The sequence below is a fragment of the Paenibacillus sp. Lou8.1 genome (genome assembly GCF_024213565.1).
GTDB lineage: Bacteria > Bacillota > Bacilli > Paenibacillales > Paenibacillaceae > Paenibacillus > Paenibacillus polymyxa_B.
This window is the reverse complement of the sequence record NZ_JANAVN010000009.1, coordinates 27,716-52,384: the sequence shown is the minus strand read 5'-3', so window position 1 is coordinate 52,384 and position 24,669 is coordinate 27,716. Positions and strand designations below refer to the sequence as shown.

21 protein-coding genes and 1 riboswitch are annotated in these 24,669 nt (G+C 47.8%); of the genes, 12 read left to right on the top strand and 9 right to left on the bottom strand.

All coding sequences use genetic code 11. The features are described 5' to 3' along the window. The first annotated feature begins 40 nt into the window (after positions 1 to 40). Together NLX78_RS14160 and NLX78_RS14155 are read left to right on the top strand one after the other, a co-directional pair. A complete protein-coding gene (locus tag NLX78_RS14160; protein WP_254350735.1) occupies positions 41 to 991 on the top strand; it encodes an ABC transporter ATP-binding protein in 951 nt (316 codons plus the stop codon). Next, positions 984 to 1,856: a TatD family hydrolase gene (locus NLX78_RS14155; RefSeq protein WP_254350734.1), complete on the top strand. Its 873-nt coding sequence runs from the start codon at positions 984 to 986 to the stop codon at positions 1,854 to 1,856. Before NLX78_RS14160 ends, NLX78_RS14155 begins: the two co-directional genes overlap by 8 nt. Before the next feature lie 147 nt (positions 1,857 to 2,003). Here the strand turns inward: NLX78_RS14155 and nfsA are convergent, their stop codons facing one another. From nfsA to NLX78_RS14130, 5 genes are all read right to left on the bottom strand, one after another. Next, a complete protein-coding gene (nfsA, locus tag NLX78_RS14150; RefSeq protein WP_069290917.1) occupies positions 2,004 to 2,750 on the bottom strand; it encodes an oxygen-insensitive NADPH nitroreductase in 747 nt (248 codons plus the stop codon). 289 nt (positions 2,751 to 3,039) lie between these two features. Beyond that, positions 3,040 to 5,496 carry a heavy metal translocating P-type ATPase gene (locus NLX78_RS14145; protein ID WP_061831128.1) on the bottom strand — a complete coding sequence of 819 codons (2,457 nt, stop codon included), beginning with the start codon at positions 5,494 to 5,496 and terminating at the stop codon, positions 3,040 to 3,042. Between the two features lie 113 nt (positions 5,497 to 5,609). Continuing rightward, positions 5,610 to 5,810 (bottom strand): copper ion binding protein, encoded by a 201-nt coding sequence (locus NLX78_RS14140; RefSeq protein WP_013308457.1) that lies wholly within the window; start codon positions 5,808 to 5,810, stop codon positions 5,610 to 5,612. A gap of 54 nt (positions 5,811 to 5,864) precedes the next feature. Beyond that, positions 5,865 to 6,215, bottom strand: a complete 351-nt coding sequence (locus NLX78_RS14135; protein ID WP_069290915.1) for a metal-sensitive transcriptional regulator — start codon at positions 6,213 to 6,215, stop codon at positions 5,865 to 5,867. A gap of 116 nt (positions 6,216 to 6,331) precedes the next feature. Further along, positions 6,332 to 7,561 (bottom strand): multidrug effflux MFS transporter, encoded by a 1,230-nt coding sequence (locus NLX78_RS14130; protein ID WP_254350733.1) that lies wholly within the window; start codon positions 7,559 to 7,561, stop codon positions 6,332 to 6,334. Positions 7,562 to 7,761: 200 nt separating this feature from the next. On the opposite strand from NLX78_RS14130, the gene NLX78_RS14125 reads away from it, so the two are divergent. From NLX78_RS14125 to NLX78_RS14105, 5 genes are all read left to right on the top strand, one after another. Next, a complete protein-coding gene (locus NLX78_RS14125) occupies positions 7,762 to 8,355 on the top strand; it encodes a DUF5317 domain-containing protein (RefSeq protein ID WP_039270279.1) in 594 nt (197 codons plus the stop codon). A 282-nt stretch (positions 8,356 to 8,637) separates the two neighbouring features. Then, a complete protein-coding gene (locus tag NLX78_RS14120; RefSeq protein ID WP_250267270.1) occupies positions 8,638 to 10,488 on the top strand; it encodes a bifunctional diguanylate cyclase/phosphohydrolase in 1,851 nt (616 codons plus the stop codon). 254 nt (positions 10,489 to 10,742) lie between these two features. Then, a complete protein-coding gene (locus NLX78_RS14115; RefSeq protein WP_254350732.1) occupies positions 10,743 to 12,461 on the top strand; it encodes a copper resistance CopC/CopD family protein in 1,719 nt (572 codons plus the stop codon). A 31-nt stretch (positions 12,462 to 12,492) separates the two neighbouring features. Then, positions 12,493 to 13,242, top strand: a complete 750-nt coding sequence (locus tag NLX78_RS14110) for a YcnI family copper-binding membrane protein (RefSeq protein ID WP_254350731.1) — start codon at positions 12,493 to 12,495, stop codon at positions 13,240 to 13,242. Between the two features lie 239 nt (positions 13,243 to 13,481). Further along, entirely contained in the window at positions 13,482 to 14,729 is a 1,248-nt protein-coding gene (locus NLX78_RS14105; protein ID WP_254350730.1) for a stalk domain-containing protein, read from the top strand. An 81-nt stretch (positions 14,730 to 14,810) separates the two neighbouring features. Here NLX78_RS14105 and NLX78_RS14100 read toward each other — a convergent pair whose 3' ends face one another. Further along, positions 14,811 to 15,194: a winged helix-turn-helix transcriptional regulator gene (locus NLX78_RS14100; protein ID WP_023986690.1), complete on the bottom strand. Its 384-nt coding sequence runs from the start codon at positions 15,192 to 15,194 to the stop codon at positions 14,811 to 14,813. Positions 15,195 to 15,383: 189 nt separating this feature from the next. On the opposite strand from NLX78_RS14100, the gene NLX78_RS14095 reads away from it, so the two are divergent. Then, on the top strand, positions 15,384 to 16,058 hold the full coding sequence (locus tag NLX78_RS14095; protein ID WP_039270272.1) for an NAD(P)H-dependent oxidoreductase: 675 nt from the start codon (positions 15,384 to 15,386) through the stop codon (positions 16,056 to 16,058). A 103-nt stretch (positions 16,059 to 16,161) separates the two neighbouring features. On the opposite strand, the gene NLX78_RS14090 is transcribed toward NLX78_RS14095, so the two are convergent. After that, positions 16,162 to 16,542, bottom strand: coding sequence for a TIGR02328 family protein (locus NLX78_RS14090; protein ID WP_254350729.1), 381 nt, complete (start codon positions 16,540 to 16,542; stop codon positions 16,162 to 16,164). Between the two features lie 33 nt (positions 16,543 to 16,575). Next, a complete protein-coding gene (locus tag NLX78_RS14085; protein ID WP_254350728.1) occupies positions 16,576 to 17,832 on the bottom strand; it encodes a DUF445 domain-containing protein in 1,257 nt (418 codons plus the stop codon). Positions 17,833 to 18,425: 593 nt separating this feature from the next. On the opposite strand from NLX78_RS14085, the gene NLX78_RS14080 reads away from it, so the two are divergent. The 4 genes from NLX78_RS14080 to NLX78_RS14065 all read left to right on the top strand — a co-directional run bounded on the left by NLX78_RS14080 (position 18,426) and on the right by NLX78_RS14065 (position 24,013). Beyond that, positions 18,426 to 19,307 carry an AraC family transcriptional regulator gene (locus NLX78_RS14080; RefSeq protein ID WP_061831940.1) on the top strand — a complete coding sequence of 294 codons (882 nt, stop codon included), beginning with the start codon at positions 18,426 to 18,428 and terminating at the stop codon, positions 19,305 to 19,307. Positions 19,308 to 19,357: 50 nt separating this feature from the next. After that, a riboswitch (cyclic di-GMP riboswitch) is annotated at positions 19,358 to 19,438 on the top strand. Beyond that, positions 19,420 to 19,563 carry a hypothetical protein gene (locus NLX78_RS14075; protein ID WP_250267264.1) on the top strand — a complete coding sequence of 48 codons (144 nt, stop codon included), beginning with the start codon at positions 19,420 to 19,422 and terminating at the stop codon, positions 19,561 to 19,563. Its footprint overlaps the riboswitch before it by 19 nt. Positions 19,564 to 19,662: 99 nt before the next feature. Next, positions 19,663 to 23,232, top strand: a complete 3,570-nt coding sequence (locus NLX78_RS14070; protein WP_254350727.1) for a collagen binding domain-containing protein — start codon at positions 19,663 to 19,665, stop codon at positions 23,230 to 23,232. 115 nt (positions 23,233 to 23,347) lie between these two features. Further along, positions 23,348 to 24,013, top strand: a complete 666-nt coding sequence (locus NLX78_RS14065; protein ID WP_254350726.1) for a class D sortase — start codon at positions 23,348 to 23,350, stop codon at positions 24,011 to 24,013. A gap of 90 nt (positions 24,014 to 24,103) precedes the next feature. Here the strand turns inward: NLX78_RS14065 and NLX78_RS14060 are convergent, their stop codons facing one another. Further along, entirely contained in the window at positions 24,104 to 24,571 is a 468-nt protein-coding gene (locus NLX78_RS14060; protein ID WP_254350725.1) for a cupin domain-containing protein, read from the bottom strand. Positions 24,572 to 24,669: the final 98 nt, after the last annotated feature.

Genomic DNA, 24,669 nt, shown 5'->3' with positions numbered 1-24,669 from the left:
CTCCTTGAATTAAATACAGCAAAGAAAGGACGTGGCGCGTATGAGTCTGCATCCGATTGACTTATCATCACACAACGTGGCTAATGAACAACGAGCCGGGGAACAACAGAGTCCTTCAACTGCTCCTCCTGCTTTGGAATTGGACGGGATCAGCCTTGCCTTCCGCGAAAAGCGAAGCTTACTGCCCGTACTGCAGGATGTATCCCTCACAGTCAAGCCGGGAGAATTCGTTTCCCTCATCGGTCCGTCAGGCAGCGGCAAAAGCACGCTATTTCACATCATCGGTGGGCTACTCAAACCCCAGCAGGGACGTATCCGTATGCACGGACGGGACATGACTGGTGAACGTGGTCATATCAGCTATATGCCGCAGCAGCCCGCCCTTTTTCCGTGGCGTACCACGCTGGACAACGTACTGCTTGGGCAAGAAAATGCTCCACGTAAAACTACAGCAGTCCCCCCTGAGTACGCCAGTGAACGCGAGCGTCGCAAAGAAGCCTTGCAATGGCTCGAACAGGTTGGACTTGGTAAATTCGCCAAGGCGTACCCACATACGCTGTCTGGTGGAATGCAACAGCGCGCAGCCTTTCTACGAGCACTACTCAGCCCGCAGGAATTAATGCTGCTGGATGAGCCGTTCAGCGCACTCGATGCGCTGACACGTGCAGACATGCAGCAATGGTTATTACGCATGTGGGAAAAGAACCGCCGTTCTGTGCTATTTATTACCCACAGCATTGAAGAAGCGCTGCTGCTCTCCGACCGCATCTATGTGCTGTCGGCGCGACCTGCTTCGGTGGTGCATGTCGTAGATGTCCCTTTTCCCCGCCCGCGTAGGGAAGAAATCACCCTCGATCCGCTCTTTATTGAATGGAAGCGGACCATGACCAGCTGGATGCGCGAGGAAAAGTACAAACTGGACGGCGACATGGACAATGCTCAGAGCGTCCACAAGAATATCCCGGAAGATGGATTGAATCGACATGAGTGACGTAAAAGTTCGATGTGCATTGAAATGGAACAGCCAAACAAAGCCAGGCTTGGATTTGACCGCAATTGAGCCCGCTCCATTGATCGACGCGCATATTCATGTAGACAGCTACCCGCCTGAACAACAAGAGTTATTGCTCGCTTCACTTGCCGATAGCAGCGTCCAAGCCGTGATAGCCGTGTCGATGCATCTGGGCTCCAGCCGAGCCAATCTACGGTTAGCCAAGCGTTACCCCGAGCTGGTACGACCAGCCTTTGGCTTTCATCCCGAACAGGCTCTTCCACCGCAAGCTGAGCTTGACCTCTTGTTCGACTGGATGGACGAACATGTACAGCAGATGATCGCCGTGGGTGAAGTCGGCTTGCCCTATTACAATCGGCTGGAAGCCTCACAGAACGGTTCACCTTTTGACCTCGCTCCCTACATAGCGCTGCTGGAGCGTTTTATCCAGTTTGCAAGCAAGCATAACAAGCCCATTGTCCTGCACGCCGTTTATGAGGACGCAGATATCGCCTGTGACCTTCTGGAACGTCACAGCGTCACGCAGGCGCATTTTCACTGGTTTAAAGGCTCTGCCGCCACAACCGAACGTATGGCGCGGAACGGCTATTATGTCTCCTTCACACCGGATCTCCTGTACGAAGAAGAGATCCGCAGTTTGGCAAGACAGTATCCGTCTGATCAGATCATGGCAGAGACAGACGGTCCCTGGCGGTTCGAGGGGCCTTTTACCGGACAACAGACACATCCACGGATGACTGCCGACGTCATTCGCGCGTATAGTAAGCTGACCCATCAAGATGAATCTGCCGTCCGTCAATTATTTTATGAAAATACGAGACGCTTTTACTCACTATCTGATTGATAAAGGATACCAGCTATTTACTCACTGGAAGGTTTACAACCACAACATGCAACCAAAGCAAAGAACCTCCTTATTTACGCGGGACTTCATCATGCGTAAATAAGGAGGTTCTTGTATTTTGCAGAGTTTTTTGTCGCTACTCAGCTTTTATTGCTTCAAGAAACCCTTCTGTTCCAAAAATGGCTTCATCTGCAAACGTGCTGGCTCGGTCAGTCTCGCGGCCATTTGCTCAGACCATGGCGTGGAGCGTTGACCGCCCGTACGCTCCTTCAAATATTCGGCTGATGTGTGGTCGTATACCTCTACAGCTTTCATCGTCTGATTTTTGTCGTAGCCGTTCATATGCAAAACACCGGACAGCGGAAGACGTGGGCGCAAGCCCGTTTCCTGATCTGGTACACCAATACACATACCGAACACTGGATACACCAGCTCTGGCAACCCTAGCAACTCAGATACCTCTGCTATTTTAGTACGAATGCCGCCAATGTAGACGATGCCCAGGCCCAGTGATTCAGCGGCTACCGCTGCATTTTGTGCAGCTAACGCGGCATCAATGGTCGCAACCGTATAATTTTCGACGGACCCTTCATAGGAAGGCTGACCTGGCTGATGGTGGAGTGTGACCTGCTTCAAACGGTACAGATCTGCGCACCATACCAGAAACGCGGGGCATTGCTCAACGTAAGCCTGCCCTCCTGCCAACTCGGCCAGTTTTGTTTTTAAAGAAGGATCGGTAACGGCAATAACGGTATATGCCTGCACATTACTGGACGAGGATGCCATTTGGCCAGCTGCCACAATAGCTGCGAGCTGCTCGTCGGTAACGGCGGCGTCTGACTTGAACTTTCGCACAGACCGGTGATTCATCAACAAGGAAATCGTATCATTCATGACTGCTTCACTCCTAATCCATAATTTAAGCTCTTTATCTACTTCTAGCTGTGAGTATACGAAGAAGTTCTTGCATGCTTGCATGGCACTCCTACAAATATTATGAAACTTTCGCGAATGATAAGCAACCTGACGTGATGAGGGTTAACAGTATGGTTTAAAAAAACAAACGCAACAAAAAGCAAGCACGCAGAAAACCAATTGTGCGTACTTGCTCTATACTCTGATAATAACTTTATCTCGCTACAGATGTCCGGCAGCACGCTATCCTGCTGGTGCATCCATACATTTACAGCTTCACCCGTTGGAGACGCAGTGCATTTAGCACAACCGAAACAGAGCTAAATGCCATGGCTGCTCCCGCCAACCATGGAGCAAGGAAGCCCAAAGCGGCAATCGGAATACCGATCACGTTATAACCGAGCGCCCAAAACAGATTTTGCCGTATGTTTGTCATGGTCCGGCGGCTCATTTCGATCGCGTCAGGAATGCTGTTCAGGTTGCCGCGCATGAGGGTAATATCCGCCGCCTCCATGGCCACATCCGTTCCCGTGCCCATCGCCATCCCAATATTAGCAGTAGCCAGCGCAGGCGCATCGTTAATACCATCCCCAACCATAGCTACGATCATGCCTTGTTCCTGAAGCCGTTTCACTTCCTCAGCCTTTCCTTCAGGCAGCACCTCCGCCAGCACTCGTTCAATTCCGGCCTCGGCGGCAACAGCCCGCGCAGTCCGTTCATTGTCACCCGTAATCATGATGACTTCAATGTTCATCGCCCGCAGACGGGCAACGGCCTCCCGTGACGTTTCTTTAATCGTGTCCGCTACGGCCACCAGTCCGGCATAGGAACCGTCCACAGCGACCAGCATCGCGGTTTTCCCTGCGTTTTCCAGCTCATTCATATACTGCTCGGCTGAGTCATCTATCGCGATGCCTTCCCTGCTCATCAATCGGCGTGTACCCGCCAATACCTGCTTACCTTCCACATGCGCCTTCACACCATAACCCGGAATATTTTCAAAATCTGTCGGTGCTACCAGATCAATTCCTCGATCTGCAATCCCCTTTACAATGGCTTCCGCCAGCGGATGCTCCGAGCTTTTTTCTGCTGCACCGAGCAACCGCAGCAAATCGTTTTCAGCCAAGCCGCTTGCACCAACCATAACATCTGTCAGCTCTGGCTTGCCATTCGTAACTGTTCCTGTCTTATCCAATACCACTGCGTTGACTGAACGGGTCATTTCCAAATGCTCGCCGCCCTTGAACAAAATACCGTATTCAGCGGCACGTCCCGATCCTGCCATAATGGACGTTGGAGTAGCCAAGCCGAGCGCACAAGGACAAGCAATGACGAGAACTGCAATCATTTTCTCCAGTGAGCCTGCAAAATCAGTCGGCGTCACAAGGAAAAACCAGACGATAAAGGCTAACACAGCAATAGCAACAACAATGGGGACAAAAATACCGGAAATCTGATCCGCAATCCGCTGAATCGGGGCCTTAGAGTTTTGTGCATCTTCCACGACCTTAATAATACGGGACAACGCCGTATCACCACCCACACGCTCGGCCTGAATACGTAGTACCCCGTTTTTATTAAGCGTCGCCCCTGTAACTGCGGAACCTGCTTCTTTTTCAACCGGAAGACTCTCACCACTTAACATGGATTCGTCCACTGCGGAACGTCCGTCCACGACCACACCATCGACAGGAATTTTCTCGCCGGGTCGTACAATAAAGATATCCTTCACACGTACCTGTTCGATCGGTATATCAGTCTCTTGTCCATCACGTACTACACGTGCCGTCGTCGCCTGTAGGCTCATCAGGCTCTTGATCGCCTCGGACGAACGCCCTTTGGCTACCGCCTCGAACCATTTACCCACTAAAATAAGCGTAATTAGCACTGCACTTGTCTCGTAATACAGCTCTGGCATGGTCATGACAGGCATTCCCGCCATCCCCTCCATGACATCAGACGGACGCAGCGTAAGGTACAAGCTGTAAAAATAAGCCGCAGACGTGCCCAGTGCAACTAACACATCCATATTCGAGCTGCCATTGCGAAGCGCTTTATACGCGCCCACATAAAACTGCCAACCAATGACGAACTGAATCGGCGTTGTCAGCACTAGTTGGAACCATGGATTCAAGAACAGTTCCGGCACATAAATCCATGACGTAAAGGAAAAATGAGCCACCATCGCCCACAACAACGGAAACGACAGCACTGCGGACACAATCCACTTCCATTTTTTACGATGGATATCCTTACTGCGCACATCCGCGATATTGTCCTCAGCGCTCTGCGGGATCGCTCCGTAGCCTAGCTGTTCAATCTTGCTCACCAGATCACCAACCGCAATACTCCCCGCGGCATATTCCACATGAGCTGTTTCCATCGCCAAGTTTACCGTGGCACCTGTTACACCAGGCATCCGATTCAATCCCTTTTCAATCCGGGTTGCACAGGCCGCACAAGTCATGCCCGTCACATTCAGATTGGCTTCTTCACTTACAGTTCCAAACCCAAGAGAAGCAATTTTATCGCGAAACTCAGGGATCTCCACCTGCTTGGGATCATAGGATATCGACGCCTGCTCCAAAGCCAAATTCACATTAGCCTGTGCCACACCATCTATTCGATTTAAACCTTTCTCAATACGGCTTGCGCAAGCGGCACAGGACATCCCCGTAATATGAAGCGTTGTCTGCTTGTCACCGTCGGTCGCACGGTTTTCCATGATAACCCTCCTCCTATACCCCAGTGGGGTATATCATATCCAAAAAGAAAAAGCTTCTAATATGGAAGCTTCTCCTTCGAAACAAGTCTGTTCACACATAAAACATCTTCAGCTTAAACAACATCATAGCCTTGGTCTTCAATGGCTGTTTTCAGAGCTTCAACGTTCAGCTTGGACTCGTCATATTCTACATTCACTTGTTTCGTTTCGAGGCTGACCTTGCCAGTAGCGCCAACTTTCTCCAAAGCGCCTTCTACTGCTTTCACGCAATGATTGCAGCTCATGCCTTCTACGTTCAATGTAACTTGTGCCATTTCTTTTCCTCCTCAGGGATACTTCCGTACCCATAATGTGTATGAATACTACTCTTAACGAATTAGCTTTTTGACCGTAACCAGCAGCTCGTCAATCACTTCCTGCTCTCCTGCCTGCATGCGCTCAATGACACAGCTTTTCATATGCCCTTCCAGCAGCAGCTTACCGACACCATTCAGTGCGGACTGGACAGCCGCAATCTGGTTCAGTACATCGTCACAGTAGGTATCCTTCTCAATCAAGCCCTTAATTCCGCGAACCTGACCTTCAATACGGTTCAAACGGGATACGAGGCTGTTCTTGAACTCTGCCGAATGATGACTTTTTCTAACTGTCTTTTCCCCGTCTGTTCCACAGTGATTCTCATGGATTTGAGTGTGGGAAACAGGTTGCTCCTCAGCCATACATCAGCCTCCTGTGTGGTGTATATATGCATTTATGCATTTGTTATATCCTTATCATAATATACCCCCATGGGGTATGTCAACCTTCCAGAAAAATGTCACTTTTTCGCCCTATTCTATACTTTTGGGTGTGCTTCCTTAGCAAGTACGACAAAACTTAATAGCGCGCCAATCTCGGCTATAGCTATAACGACCGCCATCGGTACGGGGGTTGTTCCACTCCCCAAGCCTACTAGCGGTGAAGCAATGGAACCCAGCAATAGAGGCAACAAACCAAGCATGGCGGACGCACTGCCTGCGGAGCGCTGCTGACTCTGCATTGCCAATGAAGTCGTCGTTGTACTTACAATCCCTACGCAGGAAACGACAAAAAACAGAGGAACTAAAACAGCAAACAATTGGCCTCCGGTAAAGGCTACAGTAAGCAAGCTGATTCCGGCTACAGCCGCAATTATCAGACCCGACAAGAGTAACTGTCGTTCGCTGAAGCGACCCACGAGTCTACCCGTCAACTGCGAAAACAGCACAATCCCCAAACCATTCACTGCAAAAATGATGCTATACGTCTGAGGGGAAACCCCGAAAATATCCTGAAGCACGAATGGTGAGCCAGCGATATACGCGAACATCGCTCCTGTAATCAGCGCCTGTGAGAGGGCATAGCCCATAAAGCGTCGATCGGCAAACAGATGACCGAGTGTTCCCAGCGTCTGCTTCAAGCCACCGGACGAGCGGCGGTTAGTTGCCAACGTTTCTGGCAAACCCAACACGACGGCAATCAGCATAGCCACGCCGACTACACAAAGCACCATGAATACACCACGCCAGGAAACAAAGTTCAATATGACACCGCCCAGTACTGGTGCAGCAATGGGTGCCACGCCGTTCACCAGCATGAGCAGTGAGAAAAAGCGTGTCAACTCTTTGCCCGAGTAAAGATCACGGGCTACAGCTCTAGAAATCACGATCCCCGCCGATCCCGTAAGCCCTTGAATAAAGCGAAGCGCAATGAGCATACCGATATTCGGCGCAAACACGCATAACAGCGAAGCAGCAGCGTACAGAATGAGCGAGATCACCAGCGGTCCTCTGCGACCCCTTACGTCGCTAAGCGGACCAGCAACGATCTGGCCAACGGCCAGTCCTAACAGACAGGCGGTCAAACTAAGCTGCGCCAGCGAAGTGGTCGTATGCAAATTGTCGGCTAATGTAGGCAACGACGGCAAATACATATCTATGGACAACGGCCCGAAAGCACTCAATGCACCCAGGACAAAGGCGATCCATAATATTCGCGATTTGGTCATATCTGCCGCAACCATAACAGTATTGGATAACCGGTTCATAATAATAATCATCCTTTTCACAAAAATATAAATAATTACTTCAATACATCATGATATCACTCATTTCGTCTAGCTTCGAATAATTACACGCTAATCCGCAATTTTTTTTCAAAACTGCTATATATCAGGCAGGAATTTACCAATTTCAGGTCGAATTATACGGTAACCAAAACAAAATTTGTGGAATCTGGAGAATGATAATGGTCTATGATGGAGTGCTACTGGGTCTCATTGTAGGTCTGTTCAGAGGAGGCTGGCGGCAAGGTCTGATCCGTTTCAGTCAAATTCGCCTTATAGCCGGCTGGATGTTCCCTGTGCTGCTGCTGGTACAATTCATTATTTTTTATGCCCAGGAAAAGTGGGCTTGGCTGGCAGCCATTAACGGGTATCTATTTATGGGAGTCTACGTGGTTGGATTGATATTTCTCTGGTTGAACAGACATCATAAGGGATTCAAGCTTATTATAATCGGCGTATTGATGAATTTTATCGTTATGGCGGTGAATGGCGGCAGGATGCCGGTCTCGTTGAGCGCTTCGGAGGTGCTAGGTCCCTATTATACAGATATGCTTAAATCCGGAAGTGTCATCTCGAAACATTACATGATGGATGCGAGCACGCGTCTATCATTGCTTGGTGACATTATTCCTCTCTCCAAGCCCTATCCCCGCACGCAGGTAATTAGTATTGGAGATGTTGTCATGAACTTCGGGATGTTCCTGTTTATCCAAAGCATTATGGTCGTGAAGAGAACTAAGGATAAGCAGCAAGAAACCAATCCCCACCACGCCTAGTGCGCACCTTATTCCAAGGAAGGGAGGGAACCCTATGAAAAACTTGAAATACTCCCGTGTGATTATCAATGCTATTATCGTGGCTTCTGTCATCATTGCTTTGACTTCCGGTTACAAAATCGGGGGCTAGTCACCGATAAGAAAAAAAGGAAGCACAGGCTCAACAAAACAGGCTGGATTCCGGCCTGTTTTTTCATGTGAAATTTTCGATTACAAAATTGTAAATTATCCCATTCACCCCTGGTAGCTTTGACATCAAGATACGACAAGGCAGGAGAAGAAATGATGAGTATAATAAAAAAGCTGCAAGAACGGGTTACCGCGACGGGAATATACGTGTTTTGCATATGTATGGTAGGCATGATCGTCCTCTTGTATACGAACCAATGGTCCTTTTTGCACTATACGACAACAGAGTGGGTCACGATCTATTCCCTATTGGGAGCCGTTCTGATTCTGGAGCATTTTACATTCCAGCTCCCCCCCGCCAGTAACAAGCAGTCTATGGATTCCTCCGTGTACCTGGCTTGTATTTTTGTGCATGGCACCGAAATTGCTATTCTAATTTTGCTGTTAAATGTAATCATCGCTATGTTCCGGCACACAGAGTTGTCCTGGTGGAAACATACCGTCAATTTTTCCATTTACGCTCTTTCCATTTCCCTGTCTTCAACAGTATTTGAGCTAAGCGGCGGAACGCAGGGGGCTTTAAACCAAGATCATTTTGTTTCCTACCTGCTGGCCTTGATTTGCTACTTTGCGGTGAATACCATCACACTGGGCATCTACTTTTATATCGCATACAAAGGGTCCTTCAATGAGCTTAAACAGGCTTTTTTGGCTGAATCTCTGCTCGTATACTTATGTACACTCATTCTGTCTTTGGTATTGACTACATTGATTTATGACAATGGCATTTTAGGACTTTTGCTGTTCCTTGGGCTAAGCATGCTCCTGTCTCACGCATTCAAGCAAATGTTCACGCTGTATCGGGAAATCGAAGAAAAAGCGAACATGGATCGCAGAACAGGGCTATACAATCACAGCTACTTTGAAAATACACTTGAAGCTGAATTAAATATATCCAGATCCGAGAATACTCCTCTCAGTCTGGCTCTGATTGATATAGATGATTTCAAAAAATACAATGATCATTTCGGTCACCTCAAAGGCGATCAGCTACTGGGATTTCTCGGTGAATTTCTTAAAAAGGAGACTTCCGGCACCCACATCACCGTATCCCGCTATGGTGGAGAAGAATTCACCCTGCTGATGCCCGATCATACCGCTGAACAAGCATACGAAATAGTTAATACTATTCGAAAAAGATTAAATGATTCTCGTTATGAGGGTGTTGAAATTTTTCCACACGGCTGTCTGTCCTTCTCCGCAGGCATTGCACAAAGTCGCATTGACATCTACGACAAATCACAGCTGGTCGATCTGGCGGATAAAGCCCTGTACTACGCCAAGAAACAGGGAAAAAACATCGTTCATACGCATGGAAGTTTAAATGAAGTGGAGCGCGAGGTCGATCTGGGGCAGGATATTCGTGATCTTGAACAGCAGCTTAATTTGTTCTTGTACAAGGATATTAACACTTTCAAGCATTCCAAACGGGTATTCAGATATGCAGCAGACATGAGCGATGTGCTTCAACTCGGACCAGAGGATAAGCGGCGTTTCATACTAGGTGCCCTCATTCATGACATTGGTAAACTGGAGATTCCCTGGAATATCCTCAATAAAAAAGAGAAGCTGTCCGCTGAGGAATGGCAGATGGTGCAAGCGCATGTCATGTGGGGCAAACGAATTGTCGAAGCCAACGAACGATTCATAGATTTGGTTCCTTTTGTGGAGCTGCATCATGAACGTTATGACGGAGGAGGCTATCCGTTTGGCTTTAAGGGCGAGCAAATTCCACGTTTATGTCGGATGCTGACGATCATCGACTCTTTTGATGCGATGACAACTGAGCGCCCCTATCAACCCACCAAAACGTTCGAGGAGGCCATTGAAGAACTACGTGCTTGCTCGGGTAGCCAATTCGATCCCAAACTAACGGCTACTTTTATCCATTATATTCAACATAAGCAACCTGCTTTCACGGATTTCATGGAAACAGGGCTCTAATTCCTTCATTGGCTCTTCCTCTTTGCCCCTAACGTGGTTGAAATCGTCCTGAATTCAACCACGCTAGGGGTTTTCATATGATTGGCATTTTGTATAATGCTTATTATTTCAAATTTCATATAAATGTCATAATTCGCTCCATCTATTCACGCCATATGCACTATGATTAAGATAGGAATGGGTTTGTCCGTATAAAATGTTATAAATGGGGATATCCTCGCTTCAAGTAATCGAGAGAAGGTGACTTCACAGGCATGTTGTACCTGTCCAGACCAGCCCGTGTGGCTTGTCTTTTATTGCTGTGTCTCCCCCTTCTAATCCTGTTTCCTCACTCTTCGTGGGCTCATGCATTTGTCATTGAATCCAGTCCGACCGAAAATCAGGTTTTGGACAAGTCGCCTTCTCAGGTGACCATCACCTTCAATGAAGATTTGCAATCTGCCTTCATGTCGATCAAAGTGACCGACGAAACAGGCAAGCGGGTCGACACAGGAAAAGCACAACTCAACCCGAATCATAAAGCCACCATGGAAATCCAATTGATTCCAGGGGTGAAAAATGGAATTTACTCCGTCAATTGGAGAGCTTTATCCGCAGACGGACATCCGGTTAATGGAGTCATTCCATTTCAAGTAGGCAGCGGTTCCAATGCGCCTACCCATCAAGCTGCCGCATCTGAAGGCTCAGGGACATCACGAATCGACTTAATCGCTGTCCGTTGGTTTCTTTACATAGGACTATCGCTGCTTTTTGGAGCGATTTGTTTCCGGCTGTTCATCTTACCGAGCATAAGCCAAGACAAGAATCGAAGTGAACAGCATCAGCAAAATCAGCGTCCCTTTGACACATTGCCCCGCTGGACTAAGCTGCTATGGAGCGGCTACGGCATAACGTCTGCCGCCATTCTGATCAGCCTGCCACTTCAGGCTTCATGGGATGCCGGGGTTTCCATCAGGGAGGGCTTCTCACTCCCTATTCTGGGAGAAGCTCTCCAGTTTACTGGAGCCGGGCAAATTTGGTTTATCCAGATGATTCTCGTGCTGCTCCTAAGCGTAACGCTGATTTACGCGCTGGATTACAGCATTTCGGATCGCCAGCGCCGTCTTTGGGGCTACAGCTCAGCTCTCCTAACGCTATGCCTCATGCTGTCCAAAGCCTTTGTCGGTCATCCGGCAGCGGCTACCCATCCAGCTCCGGCCATTGCGGCGGACTTTGTCCATCTCGCGGCAGCAGCTTTTTGGATCGGCTCACTTGCCGTCATGGTCGTGTGCCTGCCTGTTGCCGGAGCGGAGTTGCCCGTATCCGAGCGGGCAACTCTGCGACAAGCCGCCCTGCGTCGCTTTGCCGGCTGGGGCATTGCTATGGTGGCAGCGCTACTTGCCACCGGTATATATGGAGCCGTGCTGTACATTCCGGCTCCCTCCATGCTGCTGAACACGTCCTATGGACTCGTTCTGCTCGGCAAGGCAGCGCTGCTGCTAATCATGCTGGCCTTTGCGGCCAGCCAGTTCCGCAGCGCAAGGCAAGCGGCGCCCAGCAAACAAGCCGCCCGGGGATTGCGTGCCGAGGTGTCCGTGGGCCTGCTCGTGATGCTGTTGACTGCGGTGCTTACTCACCTGTCACCCGGCCAGGCACCTGCTGTTCCGTTTGAGGAGACTCGCACTACGGGCGGATACAACGTTACGCTGTCAGTCAGCCCCAATGCTGTAGGCAGCAATGAATTCAAGGTATCCGTTCAGGATACCAAAGGTGCTGCCGTTTCAGGAATCCAGCAGGTTACATTAACGCTCACTCCAGCAGACCCTGACCAAGATCAACAGGAATTTGTTCTGCCCGTGAAGCAGCAACAGCCATTCCACAGTCAGGAATTGATGACCTCCGAAGGAACATGGGCGGTAAAAGTACATGCTCTGACGGCATCACTCGATGCGGTTGATGCTGATTTCACCCTGCATGTAGGCGGTAAAAAATAATTATTTTATGTTTAAAAGGAGCGAATTGATTATGAATACAACGATTCAAACAGCAAAATCCATATTTTCCAGGTTTGCGACCTCTGTGGGTCTAATTGCGGCGGGTGCCTTACTTTTTGCAGGTATGGCCAGTGCACATGTGACAGTCAAGCCTTCTGTTTCACAACCTAATGCGTGGGAAACGTACACATTGAAAGTACCCGTGGAAAAAAACATTCCAACCACCAAAGTCGCCTTGAAAATTCCGAAAGAGGTCGTTTTCAAACAATACGAGCCTGTACCGGATTGGAAAGTAGCCACCGAAAAAGACAGCTCTGGCAAAGTAACCACCGTGACCTGGACGACTGAAAAAGACGGCATTCAAGCGGGTCAGTATCAGCGTTTCAGCTTTGTAGCGCAAAATGCAGACCAAAATACCGCAGCACCCTGGGACGCCTTCCAATATTACAGTGACGGAAGTATCGTGGAATGGACAGGTGACGAAGGAAGTAATAATCCACATTCCATTACTGAAATCACGGCGGATGCCACGTCAGCAACTCCTGCCCCTGCCGCAGACAGCGGACACGATTCAGCGGGCACGGCAGCAGGCCATACGAGCACAGATGCGGCTAAAGATAGCAGCAGCCCCGCACCTGCTTCGAACAATGCTGTAGAAGCTACACCTGCCGCTTCTGCTCCAGCCAGCTCTGCTGCACAAACGACAGCACTCGTCCTCTCGATCATTGCAGTCGTTCTTGGTGCCGCAGCTGTCGGCATTGCACTCAAGCGCCGCAAGTAATCTGGGTTACGGATAAAGGTTAAGACCGTTTTAAAAAGAAAAGCTGACACCTATTTAAAAGGGGTCAGCTTTTTTGGTATGAAATAAAACGATTAATATTCAGCTTAAATACATACTCAGATTCATCTCATCCTATTATTTCACATTCACCTTTCTATCATTTTTTTGGTAAAATAGGTAGAACCCTCACGATTCTAACATGATAGCATTGCAATCTATTGAGCATAGGAGATCATAGGATGAAAATCGTAAATAAGGCTCTGTTATCTAGTGCTATTTTTCTGAGTACCGCAGCAGGTATCTATAGCCCCTTGGCACAAGCCGAGGCCGGCAAGATCAGCATTATGCTGGACGGATATCCATTACCGTTCCCCGTACAACCTGCCATGATGAACGGCACGACCATGGTTCCCTTTCGCGCTATTTCTGAGGCTCTTGGCATTACAGTGAAATGGGATCAAGCCAGCCAAAGCATCACTGCTACCAAAGCGCAAGGCTCTGCTACCAAGCAGGTGGTTCTAAAGATGGGTAGCCGCAATGCCACAGTGGACGGACAAACGGTTCAACTAACAGCCGCTCCGCAAACCGTGCGCGGCAGCACGATGATTCCGCTGGGCTTTTTCGGGCAGCAGTTTGGAGCCACGGTGAACTGGAACCAGGGGACACGGACGGTCTCCATTACATCGCCACGTGAAGCTATGTATACAGTAGGCTTCTATGCGCTGTCTTCCTTTGACCAAAAATCCAAAATACCGGATTTTAACGCAGTTGCCTTCGGCTGGAGTCGAATTGATACGAACGGACAATTTACGACAAACGGCAAGGAATACAAATGGCCTCAAGCCGCTGGAACCGTAACGCCGGAGTCCATTGTGCAGGAGGCAGACAGCCAGGGGACTTCCCCTTACCTGATGGTCTATTCCGGAGATGGCAATCACGAGCTGACCAAGATTTTGGAAAATGTGCAGCTTCAAGAACAGACCATTTCCCAAATCGTCAGCACCGCCACCGACAAACAATTTAAAGGCATTACGCTAGACCTGGAAGGATTGGGCTGGAGCGGCGATAAAGCCAAAGCGCGTTCAGACTACAACGCCTTTATTAAAAAGCTATCGGCCAAAGCGCATCAGGCTGGACTCAAGCTCACCGTCGTTCTGCATCCGCTGAACAGCTCTTACTCTGGCTATGACTACAAAACGCTGGGCAATCTGGCGGACGATCTGATCATCATGGCCTATGATTACGGACAGAAGGCTACTCCTGAGCCTTTGGAAAAAGTGGATGAAGCCATACAACTGGCCTTGAAGGAAACCTCGCGGGACAAGCTCATTTTGGGGATTTCGATGGGTAGCGAAAAAGACAGCACCGTTAACGCCAAGATCGGTTTAGCCAAACGTTATGACCTCAAAGGAATCGCTATCTGGCGCTTGGGTATCATTGGAGAAACAGCCTGGGCACAGATGAACGAAGCCATCGAGTTTAAATAAGTGTATCTGACCTTATTCCGCCCGCTAATGATTTCTTATGCGTCTTCTATGAAATCATTTGGCGGGCTTTCTTCATCCCCTTTAACAAAAGTGCTTGCCTGATTTGGAAGTTGTCGTCACAGGCTCGCAACCCTGTTCTCCATAGAAGATCCCCCAGTCTCTCATAAAATCCAGCAACGGCCTTAACGTATCTCCTAACGGGGTAAGCGAGTATTCCACACGCGGTGGGTTCTCATTATAAATTTCACGGTGCACAATGCCATCTCGCTCCAATTCGCGCAACTGCAAGGTTAGCATCCGCTGTGTAATATTAGGCAAGGTCCGTCGAATTTCGTTATAGCGCCGCGGTCCTGTGGTCAAATGATACAAGATGACTCCCTTCCATTTGCCGCCTATAACCCCGACGGTTTTCGCTACCGGACATCCAAAATTAACGCTAACTGCATGTTCCATCTCCTGTGCCATGTATACCCCTTCTTTCTGTAGAATGTGTAAACCAATAGCCCCCGACGCATGACAAGGAACAAATATGTGCGTACTTGTTCCCTGCAAAAACTTTCTATATGATAACTATATATTCGATATCAGCTCTCATTATAGTAGCAGAAAACCCATAGAGTACCAACTAAACCCATACCCAAAGGAGTACATTTTATGTCTAATACATCAGCTAAAAAACAGGAAATTCTGGACGCCTTTCTGTTCAGGCACGCCACGAAAGAATTCGATCCCAATCGCATCATACCGGAAGAGGATTTTCAGTTCATTCTCGAAACCGGACGGCTTTCTCCAAGCTCCGTCGGTTTTGAACCATGGCAGTTTGTAGTTGTGCAAAATCAGGCATTGAGAGAAAAGCTGGCTGCAGTTTCCAGCGGCGGTCAAAAGCAGATTCCTGCGGCTAGCCACGTCGTCCTGATTTTGGCGCGCAAGGATGTTCGTTATGATTCTCCTTACGTGGAGTATATGTATAAAGAGGTTAAAGGTATGTCTGAGGAGGACTTTGCCTCACTGCCAGGCCGCTATAAGATTTTCCAGGGTGAAAGTCAACGTCTGCTGGAAAACGAACGTACGTTATTTGACTGGGCTTCCAAGCAAACCTACATTGCCTTAGGCAATATGATGACAGCAGCGGCTCAGATCGGTATTGATTCCTGTCCAATTGAGGGCTTTAACTACGATCAAGTGCATGCCATATTGGAGGAAGAAGGACTGCTGGAGAACGGGCTGTTCGATATTTCAGTCATTGCTGCCTTCGGTTATCGTGCTCATGAACCCAAGCGGGAAAAATCCAGACAACCACTAGAAAAGGTCACACGCTGGATTCTGTAATCTAATATCCCGAGTCTCTTCCGAAACCCTGAACATTGAAGCACGTAAAAAGCGGGCTTGCGGCACTTCATCTGAATGATGAACCTACCACAGCCCGCCTTTTTTAGGTCACTTCAATCTCTATTAAAATCCCCTTGGAAGCCAGGTTATCCAGGCACTCCTTCATATACTCATCGTCATGCTCCATATATGCACCCGCACCTGCCAGTTCCTCACCCAGTTCCGCCTCCCAAGGCTCACACTGCTTACCGCGATACAACGGCTGTTCCCATAGTGGATCAACATTGTACCCTCTGCTTTTCATTTCGTCCATAATGAGCCTATGATAGCGCACCAGCAGCATGGGGTGATAATCGAACACATAATTCACGGTGGCGTGTGGCTTGCCCCACCCATTCCCACGCAGGGCACAGCACTCACGATGTTGCCCCAGCAGTTGCGGACGGGGTAACTTGTCGATTAAATGTTCATGCCAAAGCCTCATGCTTCCACAACCCTATCTGTAGCTTTTTCTGGTCTATTGGATTAGCATACGGATACCTGTCAGCACAATGCCGATCAGGAAGCCTGTAACTGCGCCGTTAATACGTATCCACTGCAAATCCTGTCCCAGTTTGTCCTCCATCAGTGCAATCAGGGATTTGTTATCCATCTTGTCTACATTTTCGCGCACCAAGTTACCAATCCGACTATGGTTAGCTTCCACCAGTCCAGTAATACCTTCCACAATTCGCACATTGATCTTGTCCAGCAGCTCGGTATTCCCTCTTAAATCAGTCAGCATCCGATCCAATAGCGGTAAAATATAGGTCTGCACATAGTTTCCGTCTTCCATGTAGTCCAATAAGCGTATACGCAGCTCTTCCATTTTGCCCAGCACTGACGCATCGCCTTCCCAGGCTTCAACAAGGCTATCCTTCCAGCCGTTCAACCCTTCCTGAACCGTATCTTTCGTCGCCATTCGGGTCACCTGTGTTTTCAGACCATCCAGCACAGCCTGACGGCGCGGGTGCTCTTCCCTTTGCAGTTCTGCTACCTGATCCAGCAGGAAATGACGAATCATTTCACCCATACGCTCTTCGTTCAGATAGCCGAGGAATGCGTTCAAAGCAAACTGCATCAGCCCGCTCACCTGCAAACCACTGACAGCCTGCATCCCTAAGGTCCCCAGCGTATAACCCGTTTCGGGTCGCAAAAGCCAGGACTCGGCTTGCTTCAGCGTGTAATCCAGTGCGCGGCGATCATAGCCCTTCTCGCTGGTCTGACGAGCAAGCGCCTCCAGCAGCGGTCCGGCGTCAAAGTCAGTCATCTGCCGCTTCAGCTCTGCCACGATGACCGGAGCCAATTCCGCGAGCGGGAGGGACTGGACAAGCCGCTTGGCAAGAACATCTATGGATGCCGCCGCCTCCGGCGTGCGTAATCCTTTTTCCACACCGCCCAGCACCAAATCGGCCAAACGGATATCTGCAATTTTAGACGCGATGCTGTCTTTGTTTAGCAGGTTATTTTCCACCGTACTTACCAATGCATTCGTGAGCTTGTCCCTATTTTTAGGAAGCAGCGCGGTGTGTGGTATCGGAATGCCTAGCGGATGACGGAACAAAGCAGTGACAGCGAACCAGTCTGCCAGTCCCCCTACAAGTCCTGCCTCAAAAGCTCCGGCTAACAAACGAGCCCAGCCATATTGCTGGAAGGGCAATGTGGCTGCAAAGCCTGCCCCTAGAATAACGAGCGACCAAGCCGCTGCGGTTTTCGTATTTTTTGGTTTTCCCATCCTGTAATCCTCCAAACTGACTGTCGAGTAAGTAAAGCACTATACCTGTATTACCCATCATATCATTGCCCGTGTCATTTCCAAAGTTGAAAGCACTTGAGATGAAACGCGCAAGGGCACTTTTTGCGTAATTTTTTATGCATATATCTCTCTTTTTTACATTCATGTTTGTGAACAAAATCACAGTACTGGGCCCAAACTCTTATTTTCAATAATAAGCCTTACGAACCATTTTATCAGAACCAAGTCTCATTTTTTTTAAACCGAAAGGAGAAGTGAACAAGAAAGTTGAATGGGCATAAGATACCTTTTTTCAGTACCATGTTGGTATTTGACCTCAGAAAGGATTTGAATCCATGATAACCCCAGATTCTTTCAACAGCATTCGACTTTTTCGTATGGATTACCAGGTTATATATCCATAAAAAGTGATACTCCCATAAAATTCAAACACATATTTTGCTATATAGACATATTTGATGTGATAAAATAAACTTTTATAAATAGGGAATCATGTTTAATCAGTCATTATATATTGGTAATTCAAACCAAGATATGCTAGATAAAATTGCTTTTTTGTAAAGGAATTGAATATGACAACAGACCAAAAAAACAACGTGGGCCTCTGGAATGGCGATCCGGTCGTTATTGTACGCACTCCCTCCGCTTTTGCCAAGCAATCCCTTTTGTATATCCAGGAATTAGGCTACTTCCAAAAAACTTCTGCTTTTATGATGGAAAGGAAAGAACTTGCCTCTTTTTTGCTTGTCTTTACGTTGTCTGGTAAGGGAGAATTACTGTACCGGGGCAAGAAATATATCATAAAACCTCAAGATTTGTTCTTTGTTAATTGCGAGGAATATGTTCAATACAGCACCTCCGGTCATGAATCCTGGGAGTTTATCAGCTTGTACCTGTATGGCAACCTGATTGAAAATTTTTACGAACAATTTGCCAAGCATAATAAACCGGTCATTTCCATGCATAATCCGCATATTATATTGGATAAGCTCCATGCTCTGATTTGCGGGCAGTCTGACAGAAGTCTTTCCGCTGAGCTACTAACGTCCAGGCTCATTGGTGAAATACTAACGTGCATTTTGCAACATCCCTATGATCATCCGTGTGTGAATGCTGAAACCCTGAGCGAAGTACGTCGGGTACAGCAATATTTGGATCAGTCCTACTGTGAGCGAATAACACTGGACTCGCTGGCAGATATGTTTGAATTAAACAAGTTTAATCTGGCTAAAAATTTCAAAAAGCAGATCGGTTTCTCTCCGATTGATTATCTCATTAATGTCCGTATCACAGCCGCTCAAAGCTGGCTTAAAACCAGTGACATGTCCATTGTGGATATCGCAAGGTACGTAGGGATTCCCAATACGAGCCATTTTATTAACCTATTCAAGGAGCATGTAGGAGAAACACCTCATTCCTTCCGCAAAAAATGGGGGAACCGTTCAAAGTTGTAAATGAGAGGTTACATGAAATCAGTTTGATAGATGATAGACGCACAAGCTATTCAAGTTAATGGCAAAACTGTCGAAAGGCAGTGACGCAAAACTATAGGGCCTTCCTTTCCAGATGGCAGCCAGCTACCAGATGAACGAGCTTTTTATTATGTCTTTTTTACATAGATCCATCACAAATTGCTTTACCTCTCTCGAAGAAAGCCCTGATCGCTATGATCAGGGCTTTTTTTCTATTGGGATAGTCATGTCAGCCTAGCATGCTGAATATACTAATTTCGAACTAGGAGGAGGGAAGGAAAAAACATAACCGCCGAAGCATTGCCATATTACGATGAATAGGAGAATCACTTGGAGCATGAGAACAAAAATAAATGTAATGATCATTGCCTTATTGCTCATTGTCCAAAGCTTTTTCAGCGCAACGCTGGCTTACGCAGATGCTCCAGCCCCAGAACTGCCGCAGAGTGCTGTATCCGATCCTAACCATACCGTTACGGATGCTGTATACGTTGTCCCAAACCTTGAACCTCCTAGGGAGATTCCTTCAAACACGGTTCCCTCCGTTCAAGGAGCAACCACTTCAAAGTCTCAACATGATGCAGCTCCGCTGAGCATATTAACGAAGTTGAGCCTGACCGACGAAGCAGGGCGTGTCATTGATGCGGTATATAGCCCAGACAGCCAATTCGACATCGGATCAGCCATCCAACTAGGCTATGAATGGGAGCTTCCTGACAATACCTATAAGTCAGGGGACACCTTCACCTTTCATTTACCAGAACAGTTTGTCATCTACACTGATATCTCATCTCCATTAGTCACTACCGACGGAACCGTGGGATACTTCACAGTAGATCGTCAGGGCAAGGTGATCATGACCTTTAACCAATATGTAGAGAATCATTCCAATGTCAGCGGCAAACTGCAAATCAAAACCGAGTTTACGAAAGAGATGATGAAAGGCAGTACAGAGATCATCATTGCGATTCCGATCAAAGGCGGGGCACAAACGGTCATCGTGAATGTAAAACCCCAGTCAGGGCCAACCCTAAGCAAACAAGGGAAAATAGCTGGCACCAATCAGATCGACTGGACCATTGATGTGAACAAACAGCTAAACACCGTAAAGCATGCCCTCATCACCGATCCAATTCCTTCAGGGCTGGAACTCAGAAGAGACTCTATCCGGCTCTATCATCTACAAGTCAATATCGACGGCTCGACCGTTGTTCGAGACCTAGTGAATGCAAGTGAATATGCCATTGAAGCAGATCAAGCCGGGACAGGGTTTGTGATTCGTTTTCAAGACGATAGCATTAACACGGCCTATCAGATTCAATATTCCACGCGTATTATTGGCGATGAAACTCGTTTCTCCAACACAGCAACGCTTTCAGGAGATGCGATAGAGAACGTTGTTGCTACCGCTACTGTTCAGGTGGAACGTGGTGAATTTTTGTCCAAAAAGGTTGAAAAATATGATCATGCCACACAAACACTCTCGTGGGCCATAAGATATAACTTCAGCGAGACAAAAATTCCCGAAGTCAAAGCTCTTTTAATTGATCATTTCAATAAAACTCAAGAATTGCTGCCCGGTTCTTTGAAAGTATTTAAGGGAAACACACTGGAGGAACTCCCATCGTGGGCGTATACTGTCATCCCAGTTGATTATCCGGACCGCAACGGCTTCAAACTTCAATTTAACTTCGACGTAGATTCAGCCTATACCATCCGATACCAGACTCAAGCCAGAGGCCGTGTCTATGATAATGGAAAAGTTATAAACATCATAACCTCGGATGGAACGCAGAAGATTGTATCGACGGAAATCATAAGCGGAGTTATGACTAAAATGTATGACACACCCAATTACAACACCAAAATCATACCTTGGGTGATTACCATCAATACAGACTTGTACATCATGAAAAATATCGTCATTCAGGATGTGTTTCCAAACGGGGGCTTGGCTTTGTTACCGGATACCCTGAAAATTCAAAGTGTTGACGGAACAACGGAGCTACGTGCACCCACGGATTATGAGCTGATTCCGCTATCACAGGACTATAAACAAGGATTTACGCTCATTTTTCATAAAGCCATTCAGAAGGCTTATACAATCAAGTATTCAACCACCTATAATAATGACTGGAAAACGGATACGACGAAGCCCGAGTTTCGTAATAAATCCCATATAGAATACCAGTTTGAAGACGGGGAAAGATCATCGCAAGAAGTGGAGTGCCCGATCTGGCCGGACTTTATGACACAACGAAACGGTGCCAAGCAAGGAAGCTATAATGCGACCTCCAAGCTCATTACCTGGGACATTAAAGCTAACTACAATCGCAAGATCCTGAATCACGCGGAAGTGAGAGATCCCTTGTTGCAAGGTCAGAAGTTACTGCCCGCCTCCGTAAAAGTATACGATATGACCTTGCTGGGATGGTGGGATGGCGTACAAAAAGGGGCTGAAATCCCAGCAGATCAATACACCATTATTCCTCCCTCCCAGCAAAATGGTAATGAATTGCGTATCCAGTTCAAAAATAAGATACAGACTCCCTACTGGATTACCTTTCAAACTTCATTGGAAGGAGAACTGATTGAAAAGGAAATCCATAATCAAGCCCTTCTACTGGATGGACAAAAAACTGTCTCCGAATGGGCAGCGCAAGTCACGGTACCTCATGGCGGAGAATATGTATCTAAAGTCGGTGCACAAAATGGAAATAAGATTGACTGGAGCATCCGCATCAATGAAGGACAGTCCCATGTATCCAACGGTAAAATTATAGACCAGCCTAGCAGCAATCAAATCTTAATTGAGGATTCCTTTCATTTGTACTCTACAATCATCGCTGCCAACGGAAATACCATCAAGGGCACCGAGTTGATTAGAAACCAAGATTACAAGCTGTATATCAAGACAGATGCTCAAGGCCAGCAAACGTTTGAACTTACTTTTGCTAAGGATATTTCCACTGCTTTTATACTTGAATACCAATCGTTCATTCATGCTGAAGACAAAGCCAAGGTGAGTAATAAGGTTGCCTTTGAGGGGGATCGTTTGACGACAGAACTGCGGGAAACCAGCCAGGAAATCATCGTACGAACGTCTTCCGGCTCCGGTTCTGGCGGGGGTGTGACCGAAAGTCTTGAGCTGACCAAGGTAGATCAGGATATGCCTGACAAGGTACTGCCTGGCGCACAGTTTGCGCTCTATGATAAAGGTCAAAAAAGAACCCCTCTCATTCAGACCACCAATCAGGAAGGCAAAATCATCTTTTCCTCCTTGCTTCATGACGATTACATCTTGGAAGAATTGGCAGCACCGGAGGGCTATAAAATCACCGAGGGCAAGCTCGAGATCAAAATAGACGCAACACTGCGGCAAAGCTCTGGCGTAAAGAGGGTTGTGATCACCAATCGTAAAGAAAAGAAAAACGACCCTGAACCACCTGTAGACCCGGGAACTCCAACAGACCCCACGAATCCCTCAGGACCAGGAACGCCTACTCATCCAGACCCTTCACCCCCGTCCGGAGGCTCAGGTAAAAAACATGACAAAGATCCGGAAATACCCGATACTCCGTCTATAACCGTGCCTCCGTCATTGCCAAAGTCTCCGGAGGACATAGCCCCTCCACAGGAGGAACCTGCGCCTATACCACCGGAGCCAGAGCTGCCAGCCGTCATGCCTCATCAAAATCCTCCTCCTCCGGTGGATTCGAAAGACGATCCCGAACCTAAGATCCGTCTCAAGGTTCCAGGGAAAGAACCTGAAGAGCCGGAAGATACACCTGCGGTACATCAATTACCCCAAACAGGTGAAGGCAGCCCCGTTCCGTTCTATTTGACAGGCATAGCGATGGTTATATGGGGCGTATTTTTGAAATTCAGACGGACAAACAAAAAATAAAATTGATCACCTGCCCTGATCTCCCGGCCATTCCATTCCCGATTGGAATAAGTCGGGAATGGGGCATTTTTCAAAAAAATATGTATAATCCGTACTTTGCTTAGGGGAGGCGAGATTGCTGCGTCTGCGTAAACTTTCCTACGTATTTATTGTGTTAGGCTTACTTTTTATTTTGTTTCCTAAAGCGACGGAATGGAATGAGGATCGGGAACAAAGCAAGCTATTAAAAGCAGCCGAGCTACCATCAGGAAAAAGCGATGCGCTTAGAACCGCCAGTCTTATAGACAGCTATGCTCGCTTGTCTACTCGTCTTACGGAAGTTCCGGTTAGTGAAGCGCGACAAAATACTTCCCCACCTCCTGCTCCCATGGCAAGCGCTAATGAACAAACTCCCATAGCCACTATTAGTATAAGTCGTATTGCTTTAAAGCTCCCTGTGTTGGAAGGCGCAACGAGGATAAATATGAGGCACGCGGCTGTACATATGCCGGAAACGGGGACGCTGGGACAAGCGGGGAATGCCGCCATTGCTGCTCATCGGGCCCGTACCTCTGGACGTTTATTTAATCGTCTAAATGAATTGAAGATTGGGGATAAGATTGTTGTCAACACTCGGGGTAACCAATATGTATATAGCGTTTATAGCCTGAAGGTGGTTGATCCTACGGACGTGTCTGTTCTGAAAAGCTTCAAAAAACAAAAGCTGCTCACGCTGATTACATGTGACCCTCTCGTAAACCCCACCCATCGTCTTATTGTTCAAGCCAAACTAAGCACCTAAAGCCATTTTAAAGTACCTATTTCTATGAGTAAAAATAAATCAGGCGGGCCATTCCTGTTCATTACAGAAATACACCCGCCAATGCTCACATCATGATTCAGTTGGATTCTTGGCAATCAGCTTGAAATCATCAAAGTGGAATCCTGGTGCAACCACACAGGTTACCAGCACAGGCTCATCCCCCAGCGGACGTGCCGTTTGCCATACTGTTCCTGGGACGAGTGCTTGTGGATGCTGTCCTGCCTCCACATCCGCACCGACGATAATCACAGTTTCTTCACCAGGCTCTTCTCCGCTTCCACCCAATTTCAACTCTACAGGGCTTCCGCTATGATATAACCACAGCTCATCAGAATGGACCACATGCCACTCGGAGAACTCGCCCGGATGCAGCAAGAAATACGTAGACGAAGCTGCAAAGCGCGGACCGGAATACACATCCGGCAGTACAGGCTTCGGAATTTGGAAATGGGCCTTCCACATCTCTTTGTACCAGCCGCCTTCTGGATGGGGCTCCATGCCCAATGCCGTTACTAGCGGTGAAATAGCTTTCGTCATTGTCTAACCTTCCTTTACCCTAAATTCCTTCTTCCCTACTGTAAAACATAGCGTTGCTTTTGTCACGTTTCTCCCTTGGCATGTCGAACGCTATTATT

Bases quoted from the DNA above. Each gene is read 5' to 3' on its own strand.
- NLX78_RS14105 (WP_254350730.1), top strand. From the start codon at position 13,482: ATGAAAATCGTAAATAAGGCTCTGTTATCTAGTGCTATTTTTCTGAGT.
- NLX78_RS14145 (WP_061831128.1), bottom strand. From the start codon at position 5,496: ATGGAAAACCGTGCGACCGACGGTGACAAGCAGACAACGCTTCATATT.
- NLX78_RS14060 (WP_254350725.1), bottom strand. From the start codon at position 24,571: ATGACGAAAGCTATTTCACCGCTAGTAACGGCATTGGGCATGGAGCCC.
- NLX78_RS14095 (WP_039270272.1), top strand. From the start codon at position 15,384: ATGTCTAATACATCAGCTAAAAAACAGGAAATTCTGGACGCCTTTCTG.
- NLX78_RS14090 (WP_254350729.1), bottom strand. From the start codon at position 16,542: ATGAGGCTTTGGCATGAACATTTAATCGACAAGTTACCCCGTCCGCAA.
- NLX78_RS14135 (WP_069290915.1), bottom strand. From the start codon at position 6,215: ATGGCTGAGGAGCAACCTGTTTCCCACACTCAAATCCATGAGAATCAC.
- NLX78_RS14085 (WP_254350728.1), bottom strand. From the start codon at position 17,832: ATGGGAAAACCAAAAAATACGAAAACCGCAGCGGCTTGGTCGCTCGTT.
- NLX78_RS14110 (WP_254350731.1), top strand. From the start codon at position 12,493: ATGAATACAACGATTCAAACAGCAAAATCCATATTTTCCAGGTTTGCG.
- NLX78_RS14155 (WP_254350734.1), top strand. From the start codon at position 984: ATGAGTGACGTAAAAGTTCGATGTGCATTGAAATGGAACAGCCAAACA.
- NLX78_RS14075 (WP_250267264.1), top strand. From the start codon at position 19,420: ATGGCAGCCAGCTACCAGATGAACGAGCTTTTTATTATGTCTTTTTTA.
- NLX78_RS14140 (WP_013308457.1), bottom strand. From the start codon at position 5,810: ATGGCACAAGTTACATTGAACGTAGAAGGCATGAGCTGCAATCATTGC.
- NLX78_RS14115 (WP_254350732.1), top strand. From the start codon at position 10,743: ATGTTGTACCTGTCCAGACCAGCCCGTGTGGCTTGTCTTTTATTGCTG.
- NLX78_RS14130 (WP_254350733.1), bottom strand. From the start codon at position 7,561: ATGAACCGGTTATCCAATACTGTTATGGTTGCGGCAGATATGACCAAA.
- NLX78_RS14100 (WP_023986690.1), bottom strand. From the start codon at position 15,194: ATGGCACAGGAGATGGAACATGCAGTTAGCGTTAATTTTGGATGTCCG.
- NLX78_RS14080 (WP_061831940.1), top strand. From the start codon at position 18,426: ATGACAACAGACCAAAAAAACAACGTGGGCCTCTGGAATGGCGATCCG.
- NLX78_RS14125 (WP_039270279.1), top strand. From the start codon at position 7,762: ATGGTCTATGATGGAGTGCTACTGGGTCTCATTGTAGGTCTGTTCAGA.
- nfsA (WP_069290917.1), bottom strand. From the start codon at position 2,750: ATGAATGATACGATTTCCTTGTTGATGAATCACCGGTCTGTGCGAAAG.
- NLX78_RS14120 (WP_250267270.1), top strand. From the start codon at position 8,638: ATGATGAGTATAATAAAAAAGCTGCAAGAACGGGTTACCGCGACGGGA.
- NLX78_RS14070 (WP_254350727.1), top strand. From the start codon at position 19,663: ATGAGAACAAAAATAAATGTAATGATCATTGCCTTATTGCTCATTGTC.
- NLX78_RS14160 (WP_254350735.1), top strand. From the start codon at position 41: ATGAGTCTGCATCCGATTGACTTATCATCACACAACGTGGCTAATGAA.